24 protein-coding genes are annotated in these 25,661 nt (G+C 36.2%); 8 read left to right on the top strand and 16 right to left on the bottom strand.

All coding sequences use genetic code 11. The features are described from left to right. The first annotated feature begins 99 nt into the window (after positions 1-99). From ACNFU2_RS09085 to ACNFU2_RS09070, 4 genes are all read left to right on the top strand, one after another. Positions 100-669 (top strand): serine protease, encoded by a 570-nt coding sequence (locus ACNFU2_RS09085; protein WP_273648991.1) that lies wholly within the window; start codon positions 100-102, stop codon positions 667-669. Positions 670-689: 20 nt separating this feature from the next. Next, positions 690-2,273, top strand: a complete 1,584-nt coding sequence (locus tag ACNFU2_RS09080) for a flotillin family protein (RefSeq protein WP_273648989.1) — start codon at positions 690-692, stop codon at positions 2,271-2,273. 469 nt (positions 2,274-2,742) lie between these two features. Further along, a complete protein-coding gene (locus ACNFU2_RS09075; RefSeq protein WP_273648988.1) occupies positions 2,743-2,985 on the top strand; it encodes a hypothetical protein in 243 nt (80 codons plus the stop codon). A 5-nt stretch (positions 2,986-2,990) separates the two neighbouring features. Continuing rightward, positions 2,991-3,605 carry a response regulator transcription factor gene (locus tag ACNFU2_RS09070; RefSeq protein WP_172279897.1) on the top strand — a complete coding sequence of 205 codons (615 nt, stop codon included), beginning with the start codon at positions 2,991-2,993 and terminating at the stop codon, positions 3,603-3,605. Between the two features lie 51 nt (positions 3,606-3,656). On the opposite strand, the gene ACNFU2_RS09065 is transcribed toward ACNFU2_RS09070, so the two are convergent. The 7 genes from ACNFU2_RS09065 to ACNFU2_RS09035 form a co-directional block, all read right to left on the bottom strand. Further along, positions 3,657-6,698, bottom strand: coding sequence for a choice-of-anchor I family protein (locus ACNFU2_RS09065; protein WP_306613904.1), 3,042 nt, complete (start codon positions 6,696-6,698; stop codon positions 3,657-3,659). A 104-nt stretch (positions 6,699-6,802) separates the two neighbouring features. Continuing rightward, positions 6,803-6,964, bottom strand: coding sequence for a hypothetical protein (locus tag ACNFU2_RS09060; protein ID WP_273648984.1), 162 nt, complete (start codon positions 6,962-6,964; stop codon positions 6,803-6,805). Beyond that, positions 6,961-7,620, bottom strand: a complete 660-nt coding sequence (locus ACNFU2_RS09055; protein ID WP_273648983.1) for an NAD-dependent epimerase/dehydratase family protein — start codon at positions 7,618-7,620, stop codon at positions 6,961-6,963. Before ACNFU2_RS09055 ends, ACNFU2_RS09060 begins: the two co-directional genes overlap by 4 nt. Positions 7,621-7,988: 368 nt before the next feature. Further along, complete coding sequence (locus ACNFU2_RS09050) at positions 7,989-8,873, bottom strand: exopolyphosphatase (protein WP_172279889.1); 885 nt, start codon at positions 8,871-8,873, stop codon at positions 7,989-7,991. Then, positions 8,870-10,942 (bottom strand): polyphosphate kinase 1, encoded by a 2,073-nt coding sequence (ppk1, locus tag ACNFU2_RS09045; RefSeq protein ID WP_172279887.1) that lies wholly within the window; start codon positions 10,940-10,942, stop codon positions 8,870-8,872. The genes ACNFU2_RS09050 and ppk1 overlap by 4 nt, the downstream gene beginning before the upstream one ends. Positions 10,943-11,117: 175 nt before the next feature. After that, a complete protein-coding gene (locus tag ACNFU2_RS09040; protein ID WP_418124694.1) occupies positions 11,118-12,434 on the bottom strand; it encodes a hypothetical protein in 1,317 nt (438 codons plus the stop codon). Positions 12,435-12,810: 376 nt separating this feature from the next. Continuing rightward, on the bottom strand, positions 12,811-14,124 hold the full coding sequence (locus ACNFU2_RS09035) for a hypothetical protein (protein WP_273648979.1): 1,314 nt from the start codon (positions 14,122-14,124) through the stop codon (positions 12,811-12,813). A 568-nt stretch (positions 14,125-14,692) separates the two neighbouring features. Here ACNFU2_RS09035 and dnaK point away from each other — a divergent pair. Then, complete coding sequence (dnaK, locus tag ACNFU2_RS09030) at positions 14,693-16,588, top strand: molecular chaperone DnaK (protein WP_172279883.1); 1,896 nt, start codon at positions 14,693-14,695, stop codon at positions 16,586-16,588. Positions 16,589-16,675: 87 nt separating this feature from the next. Here dnaK and ACNFU2_RS09025 read toward each other — a convergent pair whose 3' ends face one another. The 3 genes from ACNFU2_RS09025 to ACNFU2_RS09015 form a co-directional block, all read right to left on the bottom strand. Then, positions 16,676-17,029: a cupin domain-containing protein gene (locus tag ACNFU2_RS09025; protein WP_273648846.1), complete on the bottom strand. Its 354-nt coding sequence runs from the start codon at positions 17,027-17,029 to the stop codon at positions 16,676-16,678. Between the two features lie 19 nt (positions 17,030-17,048). After that, positions 17,049-17,468 (bottom strand): DoxX family membrane protein, encoded by a 420-nt coding sequence (locus tag ACNFU2_RS09020; RefSeq protein ID WP_306613895.1) that lies wholly within the window; start codon positions 17,466-17,468, stop codon positions 17,049-17,051. A 91-nt stretch (positions 17,469-17,559) separates the two neighbouring features. Further along, positions 17,560-18,348: a helix-turn-helix domain-containing protein gene (locus ACNFU2_RS09015; RefSeq protein ID WP_418124691.1), complete on the bottom strand. Its 789-nt coding sequence runs from the start codon at positions 18,346-18,348 to the stop codon at positions 17,560-17,562. Positions 18,349-18,606: 258 nt separating this feature from the next. Between ACNFU2_RS09015 and ACNFU2_RS09010 the strand changes: the two genes are divergently transcribed. After that, complete coding sequence (locus ACNFU2_RS09010) at positions 18,607-19,716, top strand: heparan-alpha-glucosaminide N-acetyltransferase domain-containing protein (protein ID WP_306613892.1); 1,110 nt, start codon at positions 18,607-18,609, stop codon at positions 19,714-19,716. Between the two features lie 122 nt (positions 19,717-19,838). Further along, complete coding sequence (locus ACNFU2_RS09005; RefSeq protein WP_306613890.1) at positions 19,839-20,360, top strand: thioredoxin family protein; 522 nt, start codon at positions 19,839-19,841, stop codon at positions 20,358-20,360. A gap of 62 nt (positions 20,361-20,422) precedes the next feature. Here the strand turns inward: ACNFU2_RS09005 and ACNFU2_RS09000 are convergent, their stop codons facing one another. The 4 genes from ACNFU2_RS09000 to ACNFU2_RS08985 all read right to left on the bottom strand — a co-directional run bounded on the left by ACNFU2_RS09000 (position 20,423) and on the right by ACNFU2_RS08985 (position 21,670). Further along, positions 20,423-20,821, bottom strand: coding sequence for a DUF7674 family protein (locus ACNFU2_RS09000; RefSeq protein WP_172279876.1), 399 nt, complete (start codon positions 20,819-20,821; stop codon positions 20,423-20,425). A 53-nt stretch (positions 20,822-20,874) separates the two neighbouring features. Continuing rightward, positions 20,875-21,006: a hypothetical protein gene (locus ACNFU2_RS08995; protein WP_262888816.1), complete on the bottom strand. Its 132-nt coding sequence runs from the start codon at positions 21,004-21,006 to the stop codon at positions 20,875-20,877. 136 nt (positions 21,007-21,142) lie between these two features. Then, positions 21,143-21,499, bottom strand: coding sequence for a DUF7674 family protein (locus tag ACNFU2_RS08990; protein WP_306613888.1), 357 nt, complete (start codon positions 21,497-21,499; stop codon positions 21,143-21,145). A 6-nt stretch (positions 21,500-21,505) separates the two neighbouring features. Then, complete coding sequence (locus ACNFU2_RS08985; protein ID WP_306613886.1) at positions 21,506-21,670, bottom strand: hypothetical protein; 165 nt, start codon at positions 21,668-21,670, stop codon at positions 21,506-21,508. Positions 21,671-21,874: 204 nt separating this feature from the next. Here ACNFU2_RS08985 and ACNFU2_RS08980 point away from each other — a divergent pair, with 204 nt between their 5' ends. Then, entirely contained in the window at positions 21,875-22,888 is a 1,014-nt protein-coding gene (locus tag ACNFU2_RS08980; protein ID WP_172279874.1) for a nucleoid-associated protein, read from the top strand. An 86-nt stretch (positions 22,889-22,974) separates the two neighbouring features. Here the strand turns inward: ACNFU2_RS08980 and ACNFU2_RS08975 are convergent, their stop codons facing one another. Beyond that, the gene (locus tag ACNFU2_RS08975; protein ID WP_306613884.1) at positions 22,975-23,724 is read right to left on the bottom strand and encodes a succinate dehydrogenase/fumarate reductase iron-sulfur subunit; all 750 of its coding nucleotides are present in this window, start codon (positions 23,722-23,724) and stop codon (positions 22,975-22,977) included. An 11-nt stretch (positions 23,725-23,735) separates the two neighbouring features. Next, positions 23,736-25,652 carry a fumarate reductase/succinate dehydrogenase flavoprotein subunit gene (locus tag ACNFU2_RS08970; protein ID WP_306613882.1) on the bottom strand — a complete coding sequence of 639 codons (1,917 nt, stop codon included), beginning with the start codon at positions 25,650-25,652 and terminating at the stop codon, positions 23,736-23,738. Positions 25,653-25,661: the final 9 nt, after the last annotated feature.

Below are 25,661 nucleotides of genomic sequence, written 5' to 3'. Positions count from 1 at the left end.
AAAGATAACGAAGACAGGTTTTTATAGCCTGTCTTTTTTATTATGGTCCTTTTCCGAATCATATGGTGGTTTTTGTTATATTTGTTAAAACACATAGATATGTTTGGATTTATAGAAAATTTAGAACCTCTGAATCAAGGCTTTTGGTATATAGCTTTGGGTGCCAGTTTAATATTTTTAATTCAGACAATCCTTACTTTTATCGGAGGTGATCACACCGGGGCTGTTCATACAGATTTCAGTGGTGATGCACCGCATGGTGACAGTCCTTTCCAACTGTTTTCCTTCAGGAATCTGGTTAATTTCCTTTTGGGATTCGGATGGGGTGGAGTGGCCTTTTATGATTCCATAGGAAGCAAAGCACTGTTGTTTCTTGTAGCTATTCTTATCGGAACAGGTTTTCTTTTCCTTTTCTTTATTCTTATTCTACAGATTTTAAAATTAACAGAAGACAATACCTTTAAAATAGAAGATCTTATCGGAAGAACGGGTGAGGTGTATATCACGATTCCTCCAAAGATGAGTGGAATGGGGAAGATACAGATCTCCTTAAAAGGAACAAACCACGAGCTTCAGGCGATGACGGAAGCAGAAGAAAGCATTCCGTCGAGTCATTCTGTAAGAGTGATATACATTTATGACAAGATCCTTGTTGTTTCGAAAGTTTAATTAAAATTATAAAACGATATATGGAAATTCCCGGAACCCTTATTTTAACAGTTGTAATAGTCGTCGTACTATTTGTCACATTTTTAGCCCTTATTTCGCGATACAAAAGATGTCCTTCAGATAAAATTTTAGTGATCTACGGTAAAACAGGCGGAAGCTCTGCAAAGTGTATACATGGAGGGGGAGCTTTTGTATGGCCGGTTATCCAGGATTTTGCTTATCTGGATCTGAAACCAATTTCTATTGAAGCCAATCTTACCAATGCGCTTTCGCGCCAGAATATCCGTGTGGATGTTCCTTGTCGTTTTACGATTGCCATTTCTACAGATCCTGATTCAATGGGAAATGCAGCAGAGCGTTTACTAGGATTATCTCCCGAGCAGATTCAGGAGCTTTCAAAAGATATTTTATTCGGGCAATTGCGTTTGGTTATTGCTACAATGACCATTGAGGAAATTAACTCGGACAGGGATAAATTTCTGGATAATATTTCTAAAAATGTTGATACGGAATTAAAGAAAATAGGCCTGAAGCTAATCAATGTAAACGTTACGGATATCAGGGATGAATCCGGATATATTGAAGCTCTGGGAAAAGAAGCTGCTGCAAAAGCGATCAATGAAGCGATTATCAGTGTGGCGGAACAGACTAAGATCGGTGAAACAGGAAAAGCTCTTGCTGATCGCGAGAAAGATACTCAGATTGCAGAGACACAGAGGGACCGGGATGTTAAGATAGCGATTACTCAAAAAGACAGAGAGATCAGTATTGCGGCCGCAGGAAAAGATGAGGCTATCGGTAAGGCAGAAGCTGCAAAAGAAGCACGTATTGCTACATCTTTGGCTAACTCTATTGCTGTAAAAGGAGAAAATGAAGCAAAGATTACCATCGCAAATTCCGATGCTGAAAGAAGGGAAAGAGAAGCGGAGGCATTAAGAATTGCTACTGCTGCTGAAAAGGTACAAGCAGCGAAATCACTGGAAGAGGCTTATGTGGCTGAACAGAAAGCAGAGGCTGCGAGAGCGGAAAGAGAACGGTCTACACAACAGGCTAATATTGTAGTTCCCGCAGAGATTTCAAAACAGAAAATGATTATCGATGCAGAGGCTGAAGCTGAAAAAATAAGATTGCAGGCAAAAGGAGAAGCAGACGCCATATTTGCTAAGATGGAAGCTGAAGCGAAGGGTCTTTATGAGATCCTTACCAAGCAGGCTGAAGGATATGATCAGGTGGTTAAAGCTGCTGGGGGTGATGCTAACAGTGCATTCCAGCTATTGCTATTGGAAAAACTTCCTGAGTTGGTAAAAACCCAGGTGGAAGCAGTTAAAAATATCAAGATTGATAAGGTTACTGTATGGGATAGTGGAAATGGGAAAGATGGAAACAATTCTACGGCTAATTTTGTTTCAGGGATGATGAAAACAGTTCCGCCATTAAATGATTTGTTCAATATGGCAGGACTTAATTTACCGGACTATTTAAAAGGAAAGCCGGAGGAGGTTCAAAAAGAAATTGTTAAGATCATTGAGAAGAAAGAGAAAAAGAATTTTGATGACATGACTCTTGAAAATGATGGCTCAAAAGATGATTTTCCTAAGCCGTAAAAAGGAATTCATATTTGTATATATTTAAAAATTTCCAGTGAATTATTATTTTTAATAAGTTATTCATTTAAAATAATGTAATATGTTTAAAGACAGGTTTTTATAGCCTGTCTTTTTTTATTGATTATACTTGTCCAATAGGGTATATTAAACTAGAATTAATATTAAATTCATATAGAAATAATTCTATGTTTTTGTGAGTTTTATTAATGTTACTTTTGTAAAAAATTTATTTACAACACTATATGAGGTTTGGGCTGCTTCTGTTATGTTTTTTCTTTCCCTGTTTTATATACAAAACTCTTCAATTTGTTTCGGAGCGAATAGTATCGTTTTACAAAAAAGATGGCAAAGCATTTCAGAAGATAAATCAGGTTTTGTATACCTTATAAAACCCATATTATTTCCAAATATATGATTCTACACTAATTGACAATACAAATAAAAAATGATCACAATAAGGTTTACTATGAAAAAGTCTAAAAACACATGGGGAATCGTCAAAATTGCCAATTTTGGGTATGGATTTTCTAAAGAAATAATAAATCGCTGTATAAATGCAGCGAAAGATCTTTATTACGGAGAAATTTATTTTCAAAAAGATCGTATCGGCCTACATGTTGTATTGCATCTTGCTAAAAATCGGACGAGGAAATGCACTCCAAAAAAATCATATCCATGGTTTCCTTTGGAAGTTATGATCAAAAACTAAGAACTATGAAAAAAATACTCATTGCGGATGACCATTATATTGTGAGAACGGGTACTGCGCTGCTGTTGGAATCGAAACTTCAATATCCCTGTACAATAGATTTTGCTGAAAATTATATTGAGACCAAGGACAAAGTTTCTAAAGAACAATATGATCTGGTGATTCTGGATATTGATATGCCTGACAGCACTTCGAAAACAATGGTAAAGGAATTAAAAGGAAAACAGGAAGATCTTAAAATCATGATCTTTTCTACTTATGATGAAAGTGTAGGCATTCAATATATTGAAGAAGGGGCGGAAGGGTTTCTTAATAAGGGTGCTTCAGAATCTGAAATATTGAGAGGCATTACAGCGATCTTTGAAGAAGGGTATTATTACCCGTCAAAGATGGTTAATAAATTGTTGTCCCACTCTAAAGATGGGCGTACTGTAGAAAAGCTTTCTAAAAGGGAATTCCAGATATTTAAACTTCTGGCTGAAGGAAACGGGAATATAGAAATTGCCAACATTCTCGACCTTAAAATGTCTACGATCAGTACCTATAAAAAGAAAATTTTTGATAAGCTAAAAATTAAGAATGTCGTAGATCTTGTTCGGATCTATGATGATATGCATTAATATAAAAAGCTCAGGAAAATCCTGAGCTTTTTTATCAATCTAATGTATATTCTATTTTACGATAAACCGTTTCAGTATACCCTCTGAAGTTTTAATGAGGTACACACCTGTAGCAAGTGATGAAGTTTCAATAAGTAAAGAATTTTTCTCTTTTTTCAAAAGTTTTCCTGACATATCGTACAATTCATAACCTTGTGCGCGGTTGAAATATAGAGTATTTCCTTTTGTCACAGGATTAGGGAATACATTAAATGTGGCCTGCTCAGCTTTTACCTCACCCGTTCCTAATGTGGGAGGTGTTACTACTTCATACATCGATAAAGTTCCGCTGATTTCATTTGCAATAACTACATAGCCTTTGCCTGTTGCTGTATTTTGTGGAGCTATGTAAATAATTCCTTCGGGGCCGTTATCACCACCATATGCTGAAGTTGATCTCGAATTTTTGTAATCCGTAAAAGTTACATTATTTGGATCTGTAATATTATAAACCATTACACCACCGGTTCTTTCCAACGTGATGAAGGCAAAAGTCTGGCAGTTTATGGTTCCTAAAGCAACACCTTCTGGTTCCGGACCTTTGGCACGGCTCCTGCTTTTAACTGCATTACTTTCGTTATCTGCGTTAAAGATTAATGGATGGCTGTATGCAATATAACGTTCAAACTGATCTCCACTATCATATACAATCTGTTTTGTATCGGCATTGAAAATGGAAAAAGAACGTGCTCCCATTGCATTAATTTCTTCGTATTCGGCATCTCCGTCTGTATTGCCATTTACATTGGTTACCCTGAATCTTCCCAGGTTGTGAGAAGCTTTTAATATAGATGAATTAGGGAAATTTGTAGCATCTAAAGGATAGCCATTGGCTCCTACAGTTGTTCTTTCGCTGAACCCGGAAAGGTCTTTTTCATCACCTTCATTAGCTGTTACGATATAATTGGTATTACCTGCTTTATAGTTTTGTACAGCATCGGGAGTATAAAATGTTTTTACCGGCCAATTGGCAATCAGTACCTCTCCGTTATTATCCGAAGCATCAAAACCGTTTCCGGGTAAACTCATATCTTTTTTGCCTAATCCCCAAATACTCGTTATGGATTTCGTTACCAGATTTACTTCAGCAATCCCATTGTTTTCCTGAAGAGTAACCCATGCCTTTTGGCTGTCTGAGCTTACCGTTATATATTCCGGTTCCAGATCCTGGGCCAGCGTACTCGTTGCCTTTACTTTTCTTAATCCGGTTGCAAAAAGAGAAGATTCCTGGGTGTTGAAATTGGTGAAATTGAGTGTGGTAACCTGACTTTGGGTAAGATTGTTTATTCCTCCGGAAATGTCAATGATACTGATTGAGCCTTCAGGATCAACTGTGTAGGCGTCATTAGGTTCTCCTTCATTGGCTGTAATAACCTTTGTTCCATCCGGAGTAAAAGTAATCATATCAGGTAATGCACCTACAGTAATTTGTTTCAGGAAATTTCCGTTAATGTCAAAAAAGATGACAGATCCGTTTTGTTGTGGGTTTACATTTGGAGAAGAAGCTGCGATAATTCCGTTTTTAACCGCGATACTAGTGATTCCCCCATAAGAAGCCATATTTACCGTTTTGATAACCACAGGAGCCGTTGGAGTACTGAAATCAATAATATCAAAAACATCGGTAAGTGAACTGATCGTAAACAACCTTTGAGTGGCAGGATCATGAACAACAATTTCTGTCGAACTGTTGTTGTTTCCGGAAGGATCGAAGCTTCCAATATAGTTCAAATGAATTTGATTTGAAGGAACAGGTGCGGCCTTATCATTATCTACGATATAAATTGTGGCTGAATTATCTCCTGTAATAGTTGCACCTACCGGGTTTTCAAGGCTTACTACAAAATATTCTGCCTGCTGTTCTTCGAGTGTATCATCAATAATCGGAATATTTACAATATAGCTGGTAGTGGTTGGTGTAATAGTGATTGTTTGATTATTTAATGTAAAATCACTGCTGTTGGCTGTACTGAAAGGAGTCGGCTTTACAACAAGATTTACAGTAGAGGCGGAAGGATTATTAATATTGATCTTGAAACTTAGGTTACCTGCATTTTCGTTTACTTTGATGAAATTTTTATCGAGTGAAATAGTGGTACCTGCCGTAGTGAAAGTAGTAGAAGTAGCTGAAGTAATAGCATTATCACTAAAATCTTCAACGGTATTGGGTTTTAGTGATAAATAATATGTTTGATTAGGAAGTAGGGGAGTGCCAGGAATAATCGTGATTGTATTATTACTGAAAGTAGTTGTGAACGGTATCTGTGCGCCTGAAGCATTTGCCACCCTGAATTCAACAAGATTTTGTGCATTGGTATCAGTGATTGCAGCGTTATTAATATGTCTTACATTTTCATTAAACGAAATACTCGGATTTATTGTTGTGGATGCATTATTGGTATTATTAGCCGGAAGATACGTTACTGTAGGTGGAGTAGTATCTGTGGAACCGTTTGCTACAGCATCTACCGTAAAATTATCAAAACGATTATTTCCAGCATTTCCTCCCGATCCCGTAGCAAATTCAACTTTTAATTTAAAATTGGGGTTGTTGGAAACTCCTGCAATATTTGAAAAATCAAAAGTAACTAACTGAGGGACGTCATCCACCGGAGTAACGCTCTGGTAGGTAGTAAAAGTATTTCCGTCAAGGGAATATGACCAGATTTGTGTTCCTGCCCCTGAACCAGATCTTCTGGTTGTAAATTTTACCACTACATTATTATATCCGGTAGTAGGCAGGGAAAATTGAAGTCCACCACCAATAGGGTTGTTAAACCTTAAATGGGTTCCGGCAGGATCATTATTCCTGGCATTTAAATTATGGGTGTCGAAATTTTGACCTGATCCTCCTGCAAAATCAATAACACTTGTTCCCCCTGCAATAGCAGCAAGTGAAGAACCGTTTACCAGCGAGGATGTCGGAGTGGTAATAGAGGCTTGAGAAGCATTGTTATTGAAATTCCAGTAATGGATCAACGATTGTCCGAAAAGACCGCCTTGAAACAGGACAGCAATAGGCAGGAAGCCTCTAAAAAGATAGTTTTTCGTCATTTTTACTTTAAATTTTGATTAATGCAAAAATGAACTTTATACCTTGTAAATATTTTAATGCAATCTTAACAAATGATTAATAATAATGTAGGGGTCTATGCTTATTAGTTTCCAACCTGCTTTTGATTAATGGCTTTTTGCATCCATTGTTTTTCATTGGATGCTTTTTCAAGCGGATGTTTCTGGGTATACAGAAAACCTGAAATTGCTGTCAAAACCAGTAGGATAAAAATAACAAGGATAATTCTTTTTAACATTTCTCTCATATCGCAAGTTTTTTAATGTCTCGAATTTCTAAAACTGATGTTGGGTACCCCTTTTTTACTACATTGACCATAGCTCTTCCTACTTCATGCAATGTTAATGATTGAGACGGGAGTAAAACAGGAAAAAGCCATATAATAGGTTTGAAAAACCATTTGACATGAACCTGACCTTCTACGGGTTTCATAAATCCCGGACGAAAGTTATAGGCAGATCTGAATCCTAACTTCTTTAAAGAATTTTCGGTTCTTCCTTTTACTCTTGCCCACATTGTCTTTCCACTTTCTGTGCTGTCTGTATGGGCTCCGGAAACATAATTAAAAACCATTCCGGGGTTTTGCTTCAAAACAGCATTTGCAAAATGGAGAGTTGTATCATATGTTATTTTAGTATAATCTTCTTCATTCATTCCCACACTGCTGATCCCTGCACAGAAAAAACAGGCATCATAACCTTTCAGGTTTTCATCATTTTCAGTGATGCTTAGAAAATCTGGAACGATATACTCTTTTAATTTAGCATGCTTTTTTCCTGATGGTTTCCTGCTGACACTTAAAATTTCTGAAATACCGGGGTTTTCAAGACATTCCATCAGCACGCCTTCTCCTACCATTCCTGTGGCACCTGTTATTATTATTTTAATTGGGTTTGAACTCATGTTACTAAGATTATACTTTTATAACGATTTCGCACTTAAATTTACTTTAAAAAAAATTAACTTTTATAAAAAAAATTAAACATTTGCGTTTGATTAACTTTAAAATAAAAGGTAAATGTGCTCTCTTCCCAGAGGTTACCCATGTTTTCCGAATAATGAAATTTTCAAACATAACCATATTTTAAGTAAATTTTAATAAAAGAACATCGCGAAAATTCTTGTAAAAGGGTGCAGTGTCCTTGACCGATTGTTTTAAATTACCCCAAAAGACGGCCCAAGAAGGCAGATTTAATAAAAATTGGTTTTAAAAATAAAAAAGTCAGATGCGTAGTGGCAAATGACTTTTATTTTTATAATGTGCTATTCATTTATTTCTTTTCTTGTAGCTTACTGTAGATATTATGGATGAGCCCGTCCGCTACGGAAATCTTCGGAACAAAGATTCTGTTGATATCTGCCCATGCCATTACACTATTGAAAATCTTTAATGCGTGGGCCAGCACATCAGCTCTGTCTTCTCTCAGATTATGTTTTGTCATTCTTTCATCGACGCTGAGTTCATCAAATTCTTTATATACCTTTTTAAGATGAGCTAAAGACATTGGTTTTCCGTCTTTGGTTTTACTCATTGAAAACACTTTATTGATGTTTCCTCCAGATCCGATAGCAACAATCGGTTTCTTGCTCATTATATTTTTCTTGACCTCCTGCTTCATCTCATACCAGTTGTCCGGAGTAACAAGATTGTTGAGTAACCGGATGGTTCCAATATTGAAAGATTTTTCATACACCATTTTGTCATTTTCATAGAATGTAAGCTCAGTAGAACCACCGCCAACATCGATATATAAATAGGCGAAGTCTTTATCCAGACCTTCGGCCACATGATTTTCATACACCAGGGTAGCTTCTTCATCTCCTGATATAATTTCAATGTTGATGCCTGAAGTTTTTCTAACCTGTTCAATGATATCTTTTCCATTTACAGCATCGCGCATGGCACTTGTCGCACATGCCCTGTAGTGTTCCACTTTATAAATTTTCATCAGGTCACTGAAAATTTTCATTGAATCGATCACCATTTTTTCCCTTTCAGGTCCTATTTCTCCACGGGTAAAGACATCCATACCCAGTCTTAGAGGAATCCGTAAAAGATTAAGCTTTATAAATTCCGGGTGTTTGCCGTTATCTTTTACTTCATTGATTAAAAGTCTTGCTGCATTACTTCCTATATCTATTGCTGCGATCTTCATTTTGTACTCGTTTTAGCTTTTAAATATTTATAAGTTTCAATTTGAGAACGACATTCCTGCTTGTCATTTCTTACATATTCGTTACTCAGTTTTTTATCCAGAATCCTGGCCTTTACATTATCTCTCAATTGTATATCGAGGATGTCCTTCAGCTCTTTTTTCAGTTCTTTATCTGTTATTTTTACTGCCGCTTCAATTCTGTAATCAAGGTTTCTGGTCATCCAGTCTGCTGATGAAATATACATGTCTTCAGCCCCTTTGTTATAAAAATACATGACCCTGGCATGTTCCAGATATTCATCAACAATACTTATACCTTTTATTTTTTCTTTAAATTCTTTTTGATTGACAGCGCAATAAATTCCTCTCACAATTGTTTTTATAACCACTCCTGCTAAAGCCGCATCATATAGTTTTGTAATTAAAGCACGGTCACTTACCGAATTAGCTTTAACAATAATTTCTGCTCTTCTCCCTGCTTTTGCTTCTTCGATCTCTTTATCGATATGATGGACGATCTTTTCACGCATGAATTGTGGGCAGACCATTAAACTTTTACAGGTTTTCAGAACAGCAAGGTAATCTTCCTTAGGTTTTTTAAGGACGTTGAAAACTTTATTGATATCTGCCATAATTCCTCTGTCTGCAGTCATTAATAAATGATCTCCATAAATTCTGGCCGTTTTTTCATTGAAATTCCCTGTACTGATAAATCCGTACTGAATGGTTTTGTTGTGAGCTCTTTTCTTGATAACACAAAGCTTAGCATGAACTTTTTTATCCGGAATTCCAACTAAAACGGTAATACCTTCCGGCTCCAGCATTTCTTTCCATTCAAGATTGGATTCCTCATCGAACCGGGCCTGAAGTTCGAGCATTACCGTAACCTCTTTTCCATTTCGTGCAGCATAGATCAATGCATTGATAATTTTCGAACTGCTTGCCAGTCTGTAAGCTGTAATCTGTATTGATTTTACATCAGGATCCATTGCCGCCTCACGAAGAAGATCAATAACCGGATTATATTTATGGTATGGAAAAGTGAGCAACACATCATTTTTCATGATCACATCAGTTACCCTTTCGCCATGTTCAAAAGCCTGATGGCTAAAAGAAGTTCTTTCCACAGGTCTGGCATAAGCTTCAAAAACATCCGGAAAATCCATGAAATGCTTAAAGTTATGAATTTTTCCACCGGGAATAATGCTGTCTTTTTTAGTGAGATTGAGCTTACGGATTAATAATTCCAGTAAAGCTTTATCCATATCTTTATCGAAAACGAATCTTGTAGGCTTTCCTTTTCTTCTGTTCTTAAGCCCTTTTTCTATTTTTTCTGCAAAATTGGTTTTGATGTCATTATCAAGATCCATTTCAGCATCCTTAGTTACTTTAAATGCATTTGCAGCAAATTCGTCATATCCAAAATAAGAAAAAATATGAGGAAGGTTGAAAGTGATCACATCCTCCAGTAACATTACATTTTTTTCCTTCGGATCTTCAGTAGGGAGCAAAACAAACCTTCCTACAAAGCGTGACGGTATTTCGATGATAGCATAATTACTCTGGTATTGCCAGTCTTTTTTTCTCATGGCAACACCCAGATAAAGACTTTTATCTCTTAAGTATGGCATTGATGTATTTTCATGAAGAAGAATAGGAATGACATTGGATTCTACCACTTCATCAAAATATTTTCTGACAAATTCTTTCTGGAGTACGGTTAAGTTTTTAGCATTCTTGATGAAAATATTCTGATCAGCCATTTCATTCTGGATTTTTTTCCAGGTTTTATCAAAATTTTGCTGTTGTCTGATCACAATTTCATTGATCCTTTGTAAAATTTTCGAAGGTGGCTGGTAGAAGGACTCCGCAATTACTTTCTCCTTAAAATCCATGGCTCGCTTTAATCCGGCAACACGTACTCTGAAAAATTCGTCAAGATTATTGGAAAAAATTCCCAGAAAACGTATTCTTAAATGCAATGGAACATTTTCGTCCATTGCCTCCTGTAAAACCCTTTCATTAAAAGCCAGCCAGGTAATATCCCTCGGATTAAAGTGTATTGACATATTTGTGTGTAAAATTTATCAAAAATAAGGATTAATACATATTGAAAGTGATAAACAAGATTAAACTTTGATTAAGAATGTAATTGTTTTGATCCCTGAGAATATCACATATTTTACTGTAAATAAAAAAGCTGCTTTTACAGCAGCCTTCTATAAAATTATATGTAATAGCAAATTAATGACTCAATACATATTTGATAGCCTTATCAAATATATTACAAAACAAAATGGATTTGCTGTTATCGGAGCAACTTGAGGATCCCTGATAAAAACCATCATCTGATTGGTAATTGATGTACCAGTTAATATCCGAAACAACGATTAAGTTATCAGCAATGATAGAATTAACAGTTCCATCCATATTTTTCATAAAAGGAGTGGAATTGGATGTGTAATTCGTCATTTTTCCGACGGCTAATGTCATATTTATTTGTGTACCGGCTGGTAGCGTACCAAATGCACCTTTATCAGGTCCCACTGTTGTTGATACAATAGAACCAGAATAATTACCATAATTAAAGTAGTCAAATGTCTGTCCTGAAAAGACGGATTTTCCCGGAAAAACCGAACCATTATAATTATCGTTACCAATAAAAAAGAATTTTTTCTTTTCATTGATTTTTTGTTCCAGAGCATTCCTCATTTCCGCATTGATATTTCCGTTGGTTATATAACTGATCCAGATGATATCAGCATTATCAATAGCTGTTTGCAGTCCCTGTGCAGTCCCTGTACTAACATCAAAGGTACTATACGTGAATCCAGATATTTTTACAGTTCCGGACGGTCCGAAGTGGGATGAATTATTGAGTTTAGACCTGGCAACACTTGTATAGGGATCATTTGATAAGTTTGTAGACCAGGCATCAGGAACCAGCGATAGTATTTTTATGGTGCGGATCTGCTGCTCAACCTTGACCGTGAATGTGCATGTTTTCCCTAAAAAATTGATTATGAATGTTGCTGTTCCGGATGTAGTTGGTGTTCCAAAAATATTTAAAGTAATGCTTCCGTTACCATTATTTAATGTTCCGGCCGGAGCGGTAGCGGTAAGTCCTGTAACTCCTGTTGATGCGACGTTTATAGCATCATAAGCCTTTCCATTTCCGTTCGTATAGTTGATTACTTTCATACCATTACTAAGTGTCCCTTGATTATAAGTTCCAGTCAAAGAACCATTGCATTCCAGATTGTCTATTTTACCTGCTATGTTGTTGTTATCACTAAGGCAATTGGACCATCCTGTAGATTTATGCACCTTAACACAGTCCTCAGTAGAATCATACATCATTGTTCCAACAGCAATATTTCCTCCTTGAGGATTGATTATTTTTGTTGTGCTGGTGTTGGTTGGTAGTACAAACCCAAATTCGTTAGTCGTCGGCTTATTGATGTCCAGTGCACCTCTTGGAGTTGTTGTCTCTATACCTACTTGGGAATAAATTGTTTTAAATGCTAAAAGCATTGAAAGTAGAAAAAAATTTCTTTTCATATTTGTATTTATTTATGTTTATAATGAAATATATTCTTACCGGTTATGGTCTAAATTGTTGATATTGATCTTTTTAAATTAGGTGAACCCGATAATATGAATATGGTTTATCAGTGCCCTAAAGAAAAATAGGGTATGAATAATTTTTTATAAAATAAGAAATTTCATTGGTTTTCATCTTGAATGTTTGTGTTGGGTACTCCTATTATCAATATATGTGCCAAAATCCAAATATCATTTTCTTATACGTATGTAGAAACTAGAATGCGATTTTGTATACGACAACTGTTTTTACCATTTGTATTGTGAGAATATGCTGAAAAAGGTTGCCACAATGGGCAACCTTTTTAAAGTCTGGAGATATTTTAAATGTTATTTAATGAGTTAAGACGTATTGTACTGCCTTTTCAAAAATATTACAGAATAATATAGAGTTGTTGTTGTCTGAGCAGCTGCTTGAGCTTCCATAAAAACCGTCTGCTCTTTCATAGTTTGTATACCAATTAATATCTGATACAATTACCAAATTATCACTGCTTACTGCATTAGTTGTTCCATCTGTATTCCGTATAAATGCGGTAGATCCGGAAGGGTAATTCGTTACTTTACCAATAGCTCTGTACATTTTTATAGGAGCTCCGTCGGATAGGTTCCCGAAAATTCCTTTATCAGGTCCGTTTGTCGTTGATATGATATTATTCGAAATGGTTCCGAATCTGAAATAATCAAACGTGTGCCCTGCAAAACTGGTTTTACCCGGAAAATATCCTCCGTTGTAATTATCGTTACCAATAAAGAAGAATTTCTTTTTTTCTCTGATTTTTTTGTCCAGCATTTGTCTTTTTTCCGGAGTAAAATAGCTATTGCTTATGTAGCCTATCCAAATAATATCTGCATTGTCTATTGCATATTCCAGCTCCTGGGCACTGTTAGAGTATATATTAAAGGTGTCGTAGGTAAATCCTGTTACTTTAACTTTTCCTGAAGGGCCAAAGTTAGAAGAATTATTTAATTTGGATCTTGCAATATTTGTATATCTGCCATTGGATAAATTGGAATTCCAGGCATCAGGAATAATTGATAATATTTTTACGTTTCTTACTTGTGGTTGGCCGATATTGATTATAAAAGTACAGGTTTGTCCTGCTATATTTATGGTAAAATTAGCTGTACCACTTCCGGATGGCGTTCCTGAAATATTTAAAGTGATTGACCCGTTTCCATTGGCTAAAGCCCCTACGGGTGCCGAAGCTGTAAGGCCTGTAACTCCTGTTGAAGCTACAGATATTGCGTTATAACTTTGTCCGCTTGCTCCTGTGTAATTAATGGTTTTAGTTCCACTGCTAGGTATAGACTGCGTATAAGTTCCTGTTAGTGTTCCACTACTACAATCCAAAACAAAGCCTTGATTAATGCCTTCACCCAGACACTGAGACCATCCTTTAGATTTATAAACTTTTATACAATCCTCTGTTGAATCATACATAATTGTTCCGATTGCTACCTCTCCACCCAAAGGATTAGATATTTTAGAAGTACTTGAATTTGTAGGTAATACCAATCCATGATCATTGGTTGTAGGTTTATTGATATCAAGAGCTCCTCTTGCGTTAGGTGTTCCGATCCCTATTTGTGCAGATGTTATTTCAAACAACAAAATTGAGGATAAAAATAGCATTTTTGTTTTCATATGTGTTTATTTATATGTTATTGTACATTATGTATTGAAGGCTTTTTATAAATAATAATACCCGGCCAGGAGCAAAAGCTGCTAGCTTATATAGTTACTGTTAAAGAATTTAAGAATGGATATAGCAACAAAACACAACTGGAAGACATGGATGTGTTATCTAAAACAGATGTGAAATATCCGTATTCAGTATCTTTTAGACAATAAGTTGAATTGGGAGTGTTATATAGTATTAGAATTTAGGGTAGGCTCATACCATAACAGGAAATAGTTAATTTCATTTTTCATCGTGTGTGTTTGTGTAAATAGAATATTGGACAAATCCAAGCAATTAATATGCCAGAATGGTCATGCTGGTTAGCTCAATATGGCAAAAAAGTCTTAAACCAGATTATTCATAAATTGTTGATATATAAAGGAATATTTTTGAGTGCTGACTTATGCGATGGCCGGCTGCGTCCATGTTCTCTGATGATGTATGTCAATTTGTCATATATATTTGAATGGTACGAATATTGAGAAATGTACAGTGTAAATCAAATTAAAAATTAGAAAAATAAAAAATATTATGAGTAAAATAATTGGAATTGACTTAGGAACGACCAACTCTTGTGTTGCTGTAATGGAGGGTAAAGACCCTGTTGTTATCCCTAATGCGGAAGGAAAAAGAACAACTCCTTCTATCGTAGCGTTTACAGAAGATGGTGAAAGAAAAGTAGGTGATCCTGCAAAAAGACAGGCTGTAACGAATCCAAAGAAAACTGTATACTCTATTAAAAGATTTATCGGGACTCATTTTAAAGAAGATGCTAAAGAAATCTCAAGAGTACCTTACGAAGTTGTATCCGGACCAAATGATACTGTAAAAGTAAAAATCGACGACAGAGAATATACACCACAGGAAATTTCTGCAATGATTCTTCAGAAAATGAAGAAAACGGCTGAAGATTATCTTGGACAAGAAGTAACAAGAGCGGTAATTACTGTTCCTGCATACTTCAATGATGCACAAAGACAAGCTACTAAGGAAGCGGGTGAAATCGCAGGTTTAAAAGTAGAAAGAATTATCAATGAGCCTACTGCTGCAGCTTTAGCGTACGGTCTTGATAAAAATCACAAAGATCAGAAGATCGCGGTATATGACCTTGGAGGTGGTACTTTCGATATTTCTATCCTTGATTTAGGAGATGGTGTATTCGAAGTATTGTCTACAAACGGTGATACACACTTAGGAGGTGATGATTTCGATGATGTGATCATTAACTGGATGGCTGATGAATTCAAAGCTGAAGAAGGTGTAGACTTGAAAGCAGATGCTATTGCTCTTCAAAGATTGAAAGAAGCTGCAGAAAAAGCAAAAATCGAATTATCTTCTTCTCCACAGACTGAAATCAACTTGCCATATATTACAGCTACAGCTACAGGTCCTAAACACTTAGTGAAGACTTTAACTAAAGCTAAATTCGAGCAGTTATCTGCTGATCTTGTAAGAAGATCTATGGAGCCGGTTGCTAAGGCATTAAAAGATGCAGGTTTATCAACTTCTGATATCGACGAAGTAATCCTGGTAGGTGGTTCTACAAGAATTCCGATCATTCAGGAAGAAGTGGAAAAATTCTTTGGTAAGAAACCATCTAAAGGAGTTAACCCGGATGAGGTTGTAGCTATTGGTGCAGCTATCCAAGGTGGTGTATTAACAGGTGATGTAAAAGATGTATTACTTCTTGACGTTACTCCACTTTCTTTAGGTATTGAAACAATGGGTTCTGTATTCACTAAATTAATTGAAGCGAACACTACGATCCCAACGAAAAAATCTGAAGTATTCTCTACAGCTTCTGACAACCAGCCAGCTGTAAGCATCAGAGTAGGACAAGGTGAAAGACCAATGTTCAATGACAATAAAGAAATCGGTAGATTTGATCTTACAGATATTCCACCTGCACCAAGAGGAGTTCCTCAAATCGAAGTTACTTTCGATATTGATGCCAACGGTATCTTAAGTGTATCTGCTAAAGATAAAGGTACAGGTAAAGAGCAGTCTATCAAAATCCAGGCTTCTTCAGGTCTTTCTGACGAAGAAATCGAAAGAATGAAAAAAGAAGCTCAGGAAAATTCTGCAGCGGATGCGAAAAGAAAAGAAGAAGTTGAGATCTTCAATAAAGCAGACGGATTGATCTTCCAGACTGAAAAGCAATTGAAAGAGTTTGGGGATAAATTATCTGCAGATAAAAAAGCAGCCATAGAAGCTGCAGCAGCAGAACTGAAAACAGCATTTGAAGCTAAAAATTCTGACGATGTAAAAGCTAAAACTGAAGCTTTGGATGCAGCTTGGATGGCAGCTTCAGAAGAAATGTATGCAGCAGGACAACAAGCTCAGGGTGCTGATGCCGGAGCTCAGAATCCTGGCGGAAATGCAGGAGGTGATGATGTACAGGATGCAGACTTCGAAGAAGTGAAATAATAAGTTAAGTATATACTTACCTTTAATAATACAACCGCAGTAAAAGATTTTTTTACTGCGGTTTTTTTTTAATAGAGGAGTTGTCTTTTAAAGAATTTCAACCTCTTCAGGGATCATAAAGAAAATCAGACATCCGTTTTCTGATTTTACAGAGTGTTTAAAGTTAGGAGGCGTATACAAATAATCTCCTTTTTCCAGACGCGCTCCGGCAATAATGGCATCTCCTTCCATAATAAACAATTCTTCTCCTGCCGGATGATTGTGATAAGGGTAGCTTGCTCCCGGTTCAAATTTTAAAAGAATTGTTGTTGATCTGTTCTTTTCAGGATCAAATTTCAGAGATTTAACGAAGATGCCTTCATAGTGAATTCCTTTTTCAATTAAAGGTTGCCATTCTTTTTGTTCTGTTTTTACGATGTAATCGTGAATGTTAGTGTTCATTGTAATTTATTTTTAATTGTTATTGATTCAGAAGATGTTCAATGGTCCACTTGTAATGTGGAAAAGTACTGAGTAAAAATGCTCCGGCACTAAATGCAAATACTGAATAATCCAAAGGCTCTTTAAGTCCAAAAGAAAAAGACATTGCTAAAGCAAATAATAAGGTGAGGAATGATGCAAATAAAGCTGCTTTATGGATTTGGTATCCCACCAATAGTAAAATACCAAGCGACAACTCTGCAATAGTTGATGCTGTTGCAATGAATGGTGCTAATGACCGGGGTAAGAATGAATTGGTTTCTGCGGTATAGTTTATAAAATTTATCCATCCCGAAGACCGGTTTCGCCAAAGTCCCAATCTGCTGGCAGTAGCGGATAAAAATCCGGTAGCAAGGGCTATTCTTAACAGAAAAACAGCTATGTCCTGTCTCGCTTTCATACTCATTATTTTATTGGTTGAATTATAAGTACAAATTTCGCGAATGACGGGTAGCTAAAGAATAGACAATCCTGGGAAAAGCATATAAGATTTAGTTTTTCACTGCCTTTTGATAATCCTTGGGAGATAAGGAAGTATGCTTTTTAAAGAAGTTTGAAAAGTAAAAAGGATCATTGAATCCCAACTGATAAGCGATCTCCTTAACCGTAAGCTTTTCGTAGAGCAATAATCTTTTAGATTCGGAAATAATAAGACTGTAGATGACGTTCAGTGCTGTTTTATTGGTGTGCAATTTAGAGACCTCATTGAGCTTTGCTTCTGTAGTCCCCAGAATATCGGCAAAATAGGATACCGGATAATTCTGCGAAAAATTATGGCGGACATGTTCCAGAAACTTTAAAAATAAAGCATCAGGTTTCCAGATCTCATCACCATTTGCAATTTTACTGCGATTGATTTCTATTAACAATAATTCAACCAATGAATGGGTAGAAATGATATATTGATAAGGCTTTTCATTAATTTCATCTTCAATCTGTTTAAGTGTTTCTGTAAAGAAGTCCGGACGGTGTATCGTGATCTTTTCATTCATACCGAAATGGCAGAACAGTCCGTTATGGAAAATGAGCTCTACATCGCTGTCGCTTTTACTGAAAAAATCAAGCGTGAATTCAAGAGCCGTTAATTCGCCTTCAACAGATTTTAACTGATGAAATTGTCCTGAGGTAATGGTTACGGTTTGATTGGCTTCCAGAATAAAAAAATGCTCGTCAATCAGAATTTCAGCATGCCCGCTCTTGCACCAGAACAGCGTATACCTAATGACACGCCTAGGTTCAGGGTGTCCCTTTTGATCTGAGTATTTTTTTATATCAATCATTTTGTTTATTCTCTAATGTAAGCAGCATGAGCCCGGAAATGCATTCATCTAAATTACAAAAAAGTTAAAGTAAAAAATAAACGGGAAATAATATTAATAAACCATTGGAATAAAATACCGATGAAATTGATCATGGAACTTGATTATTTGTTTTAAATAAGTATATTTGTTTTTATTTAGAATTAATAAAAATTAAATTTTTTTAAAAAAACTAAAACAGTTTGATTATCAACTATATCTATTGAATTAAACAAAACTATGGAACAACTCAACAAAAGAATCTTAACATTGGACCTGATAAAAGGAATGAGTGTAATAGGGATGATTATCATTCATACCTTGCTCATATTTGCCAATGTGAAATCACAATCAGATACGGCAATTGGAAGTTTTATTGTCTTTTTAGGAAGAGGGACTTCTATTTTTCTGATTTGTATGGGAATCACATTCATGACTTCCAGCCATCAAAGTTTAACAAGTGCCATCAAACGGGGAAGTTTACTTTTATTAGCGGCTTTTTTTATGAATTTTATGAAGTTCATTGTTCCCGTAATTTTAGGTTTTGCTCCTGCACATTTTATCGAAAAATATGGATGGCATGGTCCGATAGAGCAGCAATATCTATATCTGGCACTGCTGGGGGATATCTTGCAACTGGCAGGAATGTCTCTCCTTTTTGTAGGATTTATCAGGAAATATGTGAAGAATAAATATGGTATCCTTGCGATAGGTCTTTTGGTGGCTCTTGTATCAAGAGAAGTAAGCGGTATTCATATTAATTTTCCTGTCGTTAACTATATTCTGGATCTTCTTTTTAATAATAATTTTCCTGCTTATGTGTACTTTCCTGTTTTTCCATGGATGTCTTTTATTATTATCGGGATGTTTTTTGGGAAATGGTTTCAGCAGCTGAATTATAACGGGCCGCAATTGTTTAAAAATATGCTCTACGTCGGGCTTATATTTATTGCCTTAGGTGCTCCTTTGGTTTTTATGTATGGGAATTATCACTACAATGGTTTTTATCATATGGGGCCTGGAGGTGTAATTTATTTTGCAGGATGGACGCTGATATTTCTTTGGGCTATTTTCAGACTGACAAGTAAAGCAAAGGAAAATACATGGATGAAAGTTTTAAAATATTGCAGTAAAAACCTCACCTCCATGTATATGATACAATGGATATTGATTTCATGGGGAAAAGGGATTTTTGGATACAGACAGCATGGAATTGCATTTGTCTCAATCCTGATTCTCTTTTATATACTGCTCACTTTTTTAGTTCAGAACACATTAGACATTGTAAGGAAAAAAGAACCTTTGATTGTCTTCCGACGTATTTCCGTAGATGAAACATTATTAAAATAATAGAGTAAATATGTATAGATACTAGACCGAAAACCAGCAGTTTTTTGATTTTGTATTTTATTATTATAAATTCCTGATAAATTACCTAAATTCGTGTTGTATTAACTTAAAAAAATATTGAAATGAAATATTCTAAAATAATCCTGGTGTTTACTGTACTTTTATTTCAGTTGGGATTTGCGCAGGAAAAAGCAGATGTAGTCCTTAACAAAGCTCTTACAGATGCTAAAAAGGAAAATAAAAATGTACTTCTTGTATTCCATGCGTCATGGTGCCAATGGTGTAAACTGATGGAAAAGAATATGAATCTTCCGGAAACAAAGCCTTTGTTTGATAAAAACTATGTTACGGCCTATGTGGATGTACAGGAAAGAGGAGAAAAGAAAGTTCTTGAAAATCCCGGAGGCGAAGCAATGATGAATCAATATAAAGGTGAGAATGCAGGCCTTCCTTTTTGGTTGGTATTGAATTCTAAAGGTGAGGTTCTTACAGATTCTTTTAATGACAAAGGAGAAAATCTGGGATCCCCAGCAACTCCGGAGGAAGTAGATGCTTTTTTAGCGAAACTTGAAAAAACAACAAAATTGAACAGACAAGAACTTGAAACCATTCAAAAAGTTTTCGTGAAGAAAAAAGATCAATAAAGAGATTGATATCATCCAATAAAAATGCCCCGGAATCGAAAGATTCCGGGGCATTTTGCTATTTATTTTTTACCAAAAAATATCTGATCTTTTTTCTGCTGTTCCAGGTAAATTTCCTGGAAATTAACCGGCATATACTGAAAGATCGCATTCCAGTGTTGTATTTTAGTATGCTTTTTAAAGCTTTCAAATGATCTTACGAAAAGATTTTCGATAATATCTTTAACATAAGTATCCGCATTACGGTAAATTCCTTCCATCAATTTGATATGATGGCCGATAATATTAATCTTGGATTCCCGTAAGAGGTTCTTCAAGTAATTTACCGTGGATTGAATAATACCGGCGAAATTTTTTTGCATTGATAATTGAGTAATTTCACTTCTAAGAGTGGGATAGAAAAATTTTAAATACTCTACAGCTGTCTCTTCATTAATAGTTTGCATTGGCTCGTTCATCATAAATAATATTTTATTTTTCAAACACTTTTATTGCCGCCAAAATTATACCAAACTTATAAGTATGATGCAACAATAAATACTCCGATTATTAAAGCAATATGAGTTGCCAATATTTCGATATTGTGTCTGGAATTCGCTTCTTTCCACTGTTTCCAGTCGAATTGTTTTCTGATTTTTGTCTTCATAGTCATGATAATTGTGTAATGAAATACCTGAAAAATGTAATAAAAAAATAAGGTGGCCGGTTTTTATCAACCGTTTTCCACGGAAAATCTCCTTAAAGTGACAAAAGGATTCTTTTTCTGATGATAAATGCTGTCATTATATGCCATGATTGTAAATCTGCTTGGCATATATTTTTTGCAAATCCCTGGACATGTGGCTAAATATTGCTTTCCGGTATTCTTCATTACAAAGGATAGTGACATTATCGAGGGAATAAATAAAAGTACATTCTATAGCATTCTTAAGTATAGTATCTCCGTTTTTATAGATGTTACTCATCTTTTTTAAACTTTTAAAAAGGAGTGTCCTTTCATTTTGACGAATCATTCGCTTGATATGATCTGTAAAAGTGCTCATGGCATAATAAGAACTTTGTGTTTTGTGCTCATCCAACTCGTACTGTATATCAGGAATAACTTCTGTAATTTCCTGAACGGCCTGTAAGTAATTCATATTTATTTAATAATGGTTTTGTTCTAAAAATCTGATAAATCCTCCGAAAATAAAGAGTACAAGAAATGCTATAAATAGCAAGTGATAGGGCTTCATCCATTTCGGGGTTTTCGGTCCTCTGCTTTTTAATCTTCGCAGCCGGTCTATTCTGTTTAAGGTCTTTAAGTCCATTTTTTATGTTTTGAGAATGGTGATACCAAATGTGTTCCTTTGAAAGTGTTTTTATTTTAATATATTGTAAATCAATCATTTGAGCGAATGTTACTTGTGTTTATGCAGCCAGAAAACCATTCAAAATGATAAGGTTATTATCAGAATGAAATGCTGTCCGGTATTTGATATTATTAATATCTTTGCAATCCATAAAAATCAAAAATGTTTTCAAAAATTATAGTACACAGAGTAGGAAATAAGATCAACGGTGAGTCTTTAACACTTTCCCAGGAAGAGCTGCAGTTGGAAGAAGGGATGGCAGAAATGCTGGAAGATTACTTTCTAGGTTCTTTTAAAACAGAAGAAACGTACCAGTTTTACAGTGATACTTATCTTGTCAATAATCCTGTTTACAGTTCTGTAACAGAAATTTTTGAGGATAAGGCCAAATTTCTATGGGAATCGGAGAATATTGCCAAACACCTTTTTGAAGCTGCTGAAAATCCGAGAGTGCAGGGAGGAGAATTGTTTATTGTTTTCTTTGAAGATGAAAGGGAAGGCGATGAGAAAGTGGATAAAATAGGTATTTTTAAGACTGAAAAAAGAGAATCTTTCTTAAAGATATTTCCTCAGGAAGAAACTTTTGGACTTGAAAAAGATCAGGGTATTGGCTTGTCAAAAATTGATAAGGCAGCTTTGATCTATAATAATAACAAAGAAAGCGGATATGTTTTATCTGTAGTGGATAATAACAAGAACGGTGATATGTATTACTGGTTTGAGGATTTTCTTAAAGTAAAGCAGCGTGATGATGAGTATTTCCATACTCAGGAAGCTTTAATGGTGTACAAGGACTATATTACCAAGCAGCTTCCGCAGGAATTTGAGGTTTCTAAAGCGGATCAGGCTGACTTTTTGAATAAATCCATCAATTTCTTTAAAGAAAAAGAAGAGTTTAAGCTTGATGATTTTGCGAGTGAGGTACTTGGTGATGAACACGTGATTGAGAGTTTTGTTAACTTTAAAACAGATTACGAACAGGATATGCAGATCAATATTGCTGAAGAATTTCCGATCAGTGAAGCGGCTGTAAAAAAGACACAACGCCATTTTAAAAGCATTATCAAATTAGATAAAAATTTTCATATCTACATTCATGGTGACCGGAAGATGCTGGAACAGGGACAGGATGAAAAAGGAAAGTATTATATGCTGTACTTTGATAAGGAAGTCTAAGGAAGTTAAAACATAAGGTGTAAAAGGGCAAAAGGGTAGAATAACGAAAAAGAAAATTCACCTTTTTGTCCTTTTGCTTTTTTTATTTACTTTTTTCTGAAAAATAAAGCCCTGCTGTATTCATAGTTCATACGCGCAATATTAAGAACTGATATTCCCTGAGGGCATTCCACTTCACAAGCTTCTGTATTGGAGCAATGACCGAATAATTCTTTATCCATCTGCTGAACCATTTTAATCACCCGTTCGCTCCTTTCTTCTTTTCCCTGGGGAAGAAGTACCATATGGCTTATTTTTGCAGAGGTAAACAATGCTGCACTCGCATTTTTACAAGTGGCTACACAAGCTCCGCATCCGATACAGGCCGCGGAATCAAAAGCTTCTTCGGCAATCTGGTGAGTAACTGCAATGGCCGTGGCATCCGGAGCCTGTCCCGTATTCACGGAAACAAAACCTCCCGAAGAAATAATTCTGTCAAAAGCCGAGCGGTCAACTTTTAGATCTCTTTTTACCGGAAATGCTTCCGCCCGGAAAGGTTCTATAACAATAGTTTCTCTGTCTTTAAAAGAACGCAGGTGGAGCTGGCATGTGGTCGTGTTTTCTAAGGGACCGTGTGCCAAGCCATTGATCATGATTCCACATTGTCCGCAAATACCTTCACGACAGTCATGATCGAATTCTACCGGTTCTTCTCCTTCTACGATCAGCTTTTCATTAAGTGTATCGAGCATTTCGAGAAAAGACATGTGGGAATTGAGATCTTTTAAATCATAATTTACGAGCTTTCCTTCCGTGCTTCTGTCTTTCTGTCTCCATATTTTAAGATGTAAATCCATAATTTCTTTTTTTATTTATAACTTCTTACAGTGGGTTGTATTTCTTCAAATACAAGCGGTTCTTTAATTAATTCAGGTTCCTGATTTTCACCTTTCCATGCCCAGGCAGAAATAAACTGAAATTCAGAATCATTTCTCAGGGCTTCTCCATCGGGAGTCTGATATTCTTCACGGAAATGGGCTCCACAAGATTCGTTTCGGGTGAGGGCATCGTAGCACATCAGTTCACCGATTTCAAAATAATCTGCAACACGTCCGGCTTTTTCCAATTCTGTATTCATGTGGTTTTCATCACCGGAAACTCTTACGTTTTTATAAAATTCTGCTTTCAGTTTTTTTATTTCTTCAATGGCATATTTCAGGCCTGCTTCATTTCTTGCTAACCCACAATAATCATAAAGCAGCTTGCCCAGGGTTTTATGATAGTAATCAACGGTTTTGTTCCCTTTGATATTGATAAGGTGTTCAATCTGTTGCTTAACGGCATTTTCCGCATTCTCAAATGCCAGGTTATCGGTTGATATTTTTCCGGTATGGATTTCATTGGAAAGATAATTTGCGATCGTATACGGAGCAATGAAATAGCCATCTACGGAAGCCTGAAGAAGGGAATTGGCCCCCAGTCTGTTGGCTCCATGATCTGCAAAATTGGCTTCTCCCAGAGCAAACAGCCCCGGAATGGTTGTCATGAGCTCATAATCTACCCATAATCCGCCCATAGAAAAGTGGGCAGAAGGAGAGATCATCATGGGTTCTTTATAAGCATCATATCCTGTTATTTTTAAATACATATCGAACAGGTTTCCATATTTTTCCTTAATTTTTTCTTTGCCCTGTTCCTTAATTGCTTTGGAAAAATCAAGATATACTGCATTTTTAAGAGGTCCGATACCGAATCCGGCATCAATTCTTTCTTTAGCAGCCCGGGAGGAAATATCCCTTGGTGCCAGATTGCCAAAAGCAGGGTACCGCCTTTCCAGATAATAATCCCGTTCATTCTCAGGAATATCATTTGGAGATCTGGTTTCATTATCTTTTAAAGGAACCCATATCCTTCCATCATTCCGGAGAGATTCGGACATCAGGGTCAGCTTGGATTGATAATCTCCGGATTGGGGCAATGATGTCGGGTGAACCTGTATCCAACTTGGTGAAGCCATTAAAGCTCCTTTTTTATGGGCTCTCCAGATTGCTGAGCCATTACATCCCATGGCCAATGTGGAGAGGTAATAAATTTTACCATATCCGCCGGTGGCTAATACAACAGCATGAGCAGAATGCCGTTCAATCTCGCCGGTATCCAAATTTCTTACAATAACTCCTCTTGCCTTGCCATCAATGAGCACAAGATCCAGCATTTCATGTCTGGAAAACAATTGTACGGTATTTTTACCCACCTGCCTCATTAATGCCTGATATGCTCCCAGAAGCAATTGCTGACCAGTTTGACCTCTGGCATAGAATGTTCTGCTTACCTGGACTCCGCCAAAAGACCGGTTGTTGAGGTAGCCTCCGTACTCCCTGCCAAAAGGAACTCCCTGCGCTACTGCCTGATCAATAAGGTTTAACGAACATTCAGCCATGCGGTATACATTGGCCTCACGAGCTCTGAAATCTCCTCCTTTGAGGGTATCCACAAACATTCTGTACACGCTGTCTCCATCATTTTTATAATTTTTAGCAGCATTTACTCCTCCCTGAGCTGCTACGGAGTGGGCTCTTCTCGGACTGTCCTGAAAACAGAATGATTTTACATTATAGCCCATTTCTCCAAGAGATGCAGCTATGGAACTTCCTGCCAGTCCTGTTCCGACTACGATAACATCCAGCTTTTTACGGTTTGCAGGATTAACGAGTTTTGCCGTTTTTTTATATTGAGCCCATTTTTGTTCTAATGGTCCCTGGGGTATTTTAGAATCTAACTTCATCGGTTTTAT

This window comes from Chryseobacterium sp. PTM-20240506 (assembly GCF_048296755.1).
GTDB classification, from domain to species: Bacteria; Bacteroidota; Bacteroidia; order Flavobacteriales; family Weeksellaceae; genus Chryseobacterium; species Chryseobacterium proteolyticum.
Note: the sequence above shows the minus strand (reverse complement) of the source record. Positions and strands in the feature narration are given on the sequence as shown.

Excerpts from the sequence above, each read along its gene's own strand:
- ACNFU2_RS09010 (WP_306613892.1), top strand. The coding sequence starts at position 18,607 with ATGGAACAACTCAACAAAAGAATCTTAACATTGGACCTGATAAAAGGA.
- ACNFU2_RS09080 (WP_273648989.1), top strand. The coding sequence starts at position 690 with ATGGAAATTCCCGGAACCCTTATTTTAACAGTTGTAATAGTCGTCGTA.
- dnaK (WP_172279883.1), top strand. The coding sequence starts at position 14,693 with ATGAGTAAAATAATTGGAATTGACTTAGGAACGACCAACTCTTGTGTT.
- ACNFU2_RS09075 (WP_273648988.1), top strand. The coding sequence starts at position 2,743 with ATGAAAAAGTCTAAAAACACATGGGGAATCGTCAAAATTGCCAATTTT.
- ACNFU2_RS09005 (WP_306613890.1), top strand. The coding sequence starts at position 19,839 with ATGAAATATTCTAAAATAATCCTGGTGTTTACTGTACTTTTATTTCAG.
- ACNFU2_RS08985 (WP_306613886.1), bottom strand. The coding sequence starts at position 21,670 with ATGGACTTAAAGACCTTAAACAGAATAGACCGGCTGCGAAGATTAAAA.
- ACNFU2_RS08990 (WP_306613888.1), bottom strand. The coding sequence starts at position 21,499 with ATGAATTACTTACAGGCCGTTCAGGAAATTACAGAAGTTATTCCTGAT.
- ACNFU2_RS09050 (WP_172279889.1), bottom strand. The coding sequence starts at position 8,873 with ATGAAGATCGCAGCAATAGATATAGGAAGTAATGCAGCAAGACTTTTA.
- ACNFU2_RS09085 (WP_273648991.1), top strand. The coding sequence starts at position 100 with ATGTTTGGATTTATAGAAAATTTAGAACCTCTGAATCAAGGCTTTTGG.
- ACNFU2_RS08980 (WP_172279874.1), top strand. The coding sequence starts at position 21,875 with ATGTTTTCAAAAATTATAGTACACAGAGTAGGAAATAAGATCAACGGT.
- ACNFU2_RS09040 (WP_418124694.1), bottom strand. The coding sequence starts at position 12,434 with ATGAAAAGAAATTTTTTTCTACTTTCAATGCTTTTAGCATTTAAAACA.
- ACNFU2_RS09060 (WP_273648984.1), bottom strand. The coding sequence starts at position 6,964 with ATGAGAGAAATGTTAAAAAGAATTATCCTTGTTATTTTTATCCTACTG.
- ACNFU2_RS08975 (WP_306613884.1), bottom strand. The coding sequence starts at position 23,724 with ATGGATTTACATCTTAAAATATGGAGACAGAAAGACAGAAGCACGGAA.
- ppk1 (WP_172279887.1), bottom strand. The coding sequence starts at position 10,942 with ATGTCAATACACTTTAATCCGAGGGATATTACCTGGCTGGCTTTTAAT.
- ACNFU2_RS09065 (WP_306613904.1), bottom strand. The coding sequence starts at position 6,698 with ATGACGAAAAACTATCTTTTTAGAGGCTTCCTGCCTATTGCTGTCCTG.
- ACNFU2_RS08970 (WP_306613882.1), bottom strand. The coding sequence starts at position 25,652 with ATGAAGTTAGATTCTAAAATACCCCAGGGACCATTAGAACAAAAATGG.
- ACNFU2_RS09035 (WP_273648979.1), bottom strand. The coding sequence starts at position 14,124 with ATGAAAACAAAAATGCTATTTTTATCCTCAATTTTGTTGTTTGAAATA.
- ACNFU2_RS09025 (WP_273648846.1), bottom strand. The coding sequence starts at position 17,029 with ATGAACACTAACATTCACGATTACATCGTAAAAACAGAACAAAAAGAA.
- ACNFU2_RS09000 (WP_172279876.1), bottom strand. The coding sequence starts at position 20,821 with ATGATGAACGAGCCAATGCAAACTATTAATGAAGAGACAGCTGTAGAG.
- ACNFU2_RS09055 (WP_273648983.1), bottom strand. The coding sequence starts at position 7,620 with ATGAGTTCAAACCCAATTAAAATAATAATAACAGGTGCCACAGGAATG.
- ACNFU2_RS09070 (WP_172279897.1), top strand. The coding sequence starts at position 2,991 with ATGAAAAAAATACTCATTGCGGATGACCATTATATTGTGAGAACGGGT.
- ACNFU2_RS09015 (WP_418124691.1), bottom strand. The coding sequence starts at position 18,348 with ATGATTGATATAAAAAAATACTCAGATCAAAAGGGACACCCTGAACCT.
- ACNFU2_RS09020 (WP_306613895.1), bottom strand. The coding sequence starts at position 17,468 with ATGAAAGCGAGACAGGACATAGCTGTTTTTCTGTTAAGAATAGCCCTT.
- ACNFU2_RS08995 (WP_262888816.1), bottom strand. The coding sequence starts at position 21,006 with ATGAAGACAAAAATCAGAAAACAATTCGACTGGAAACAGTGGAAAGAA.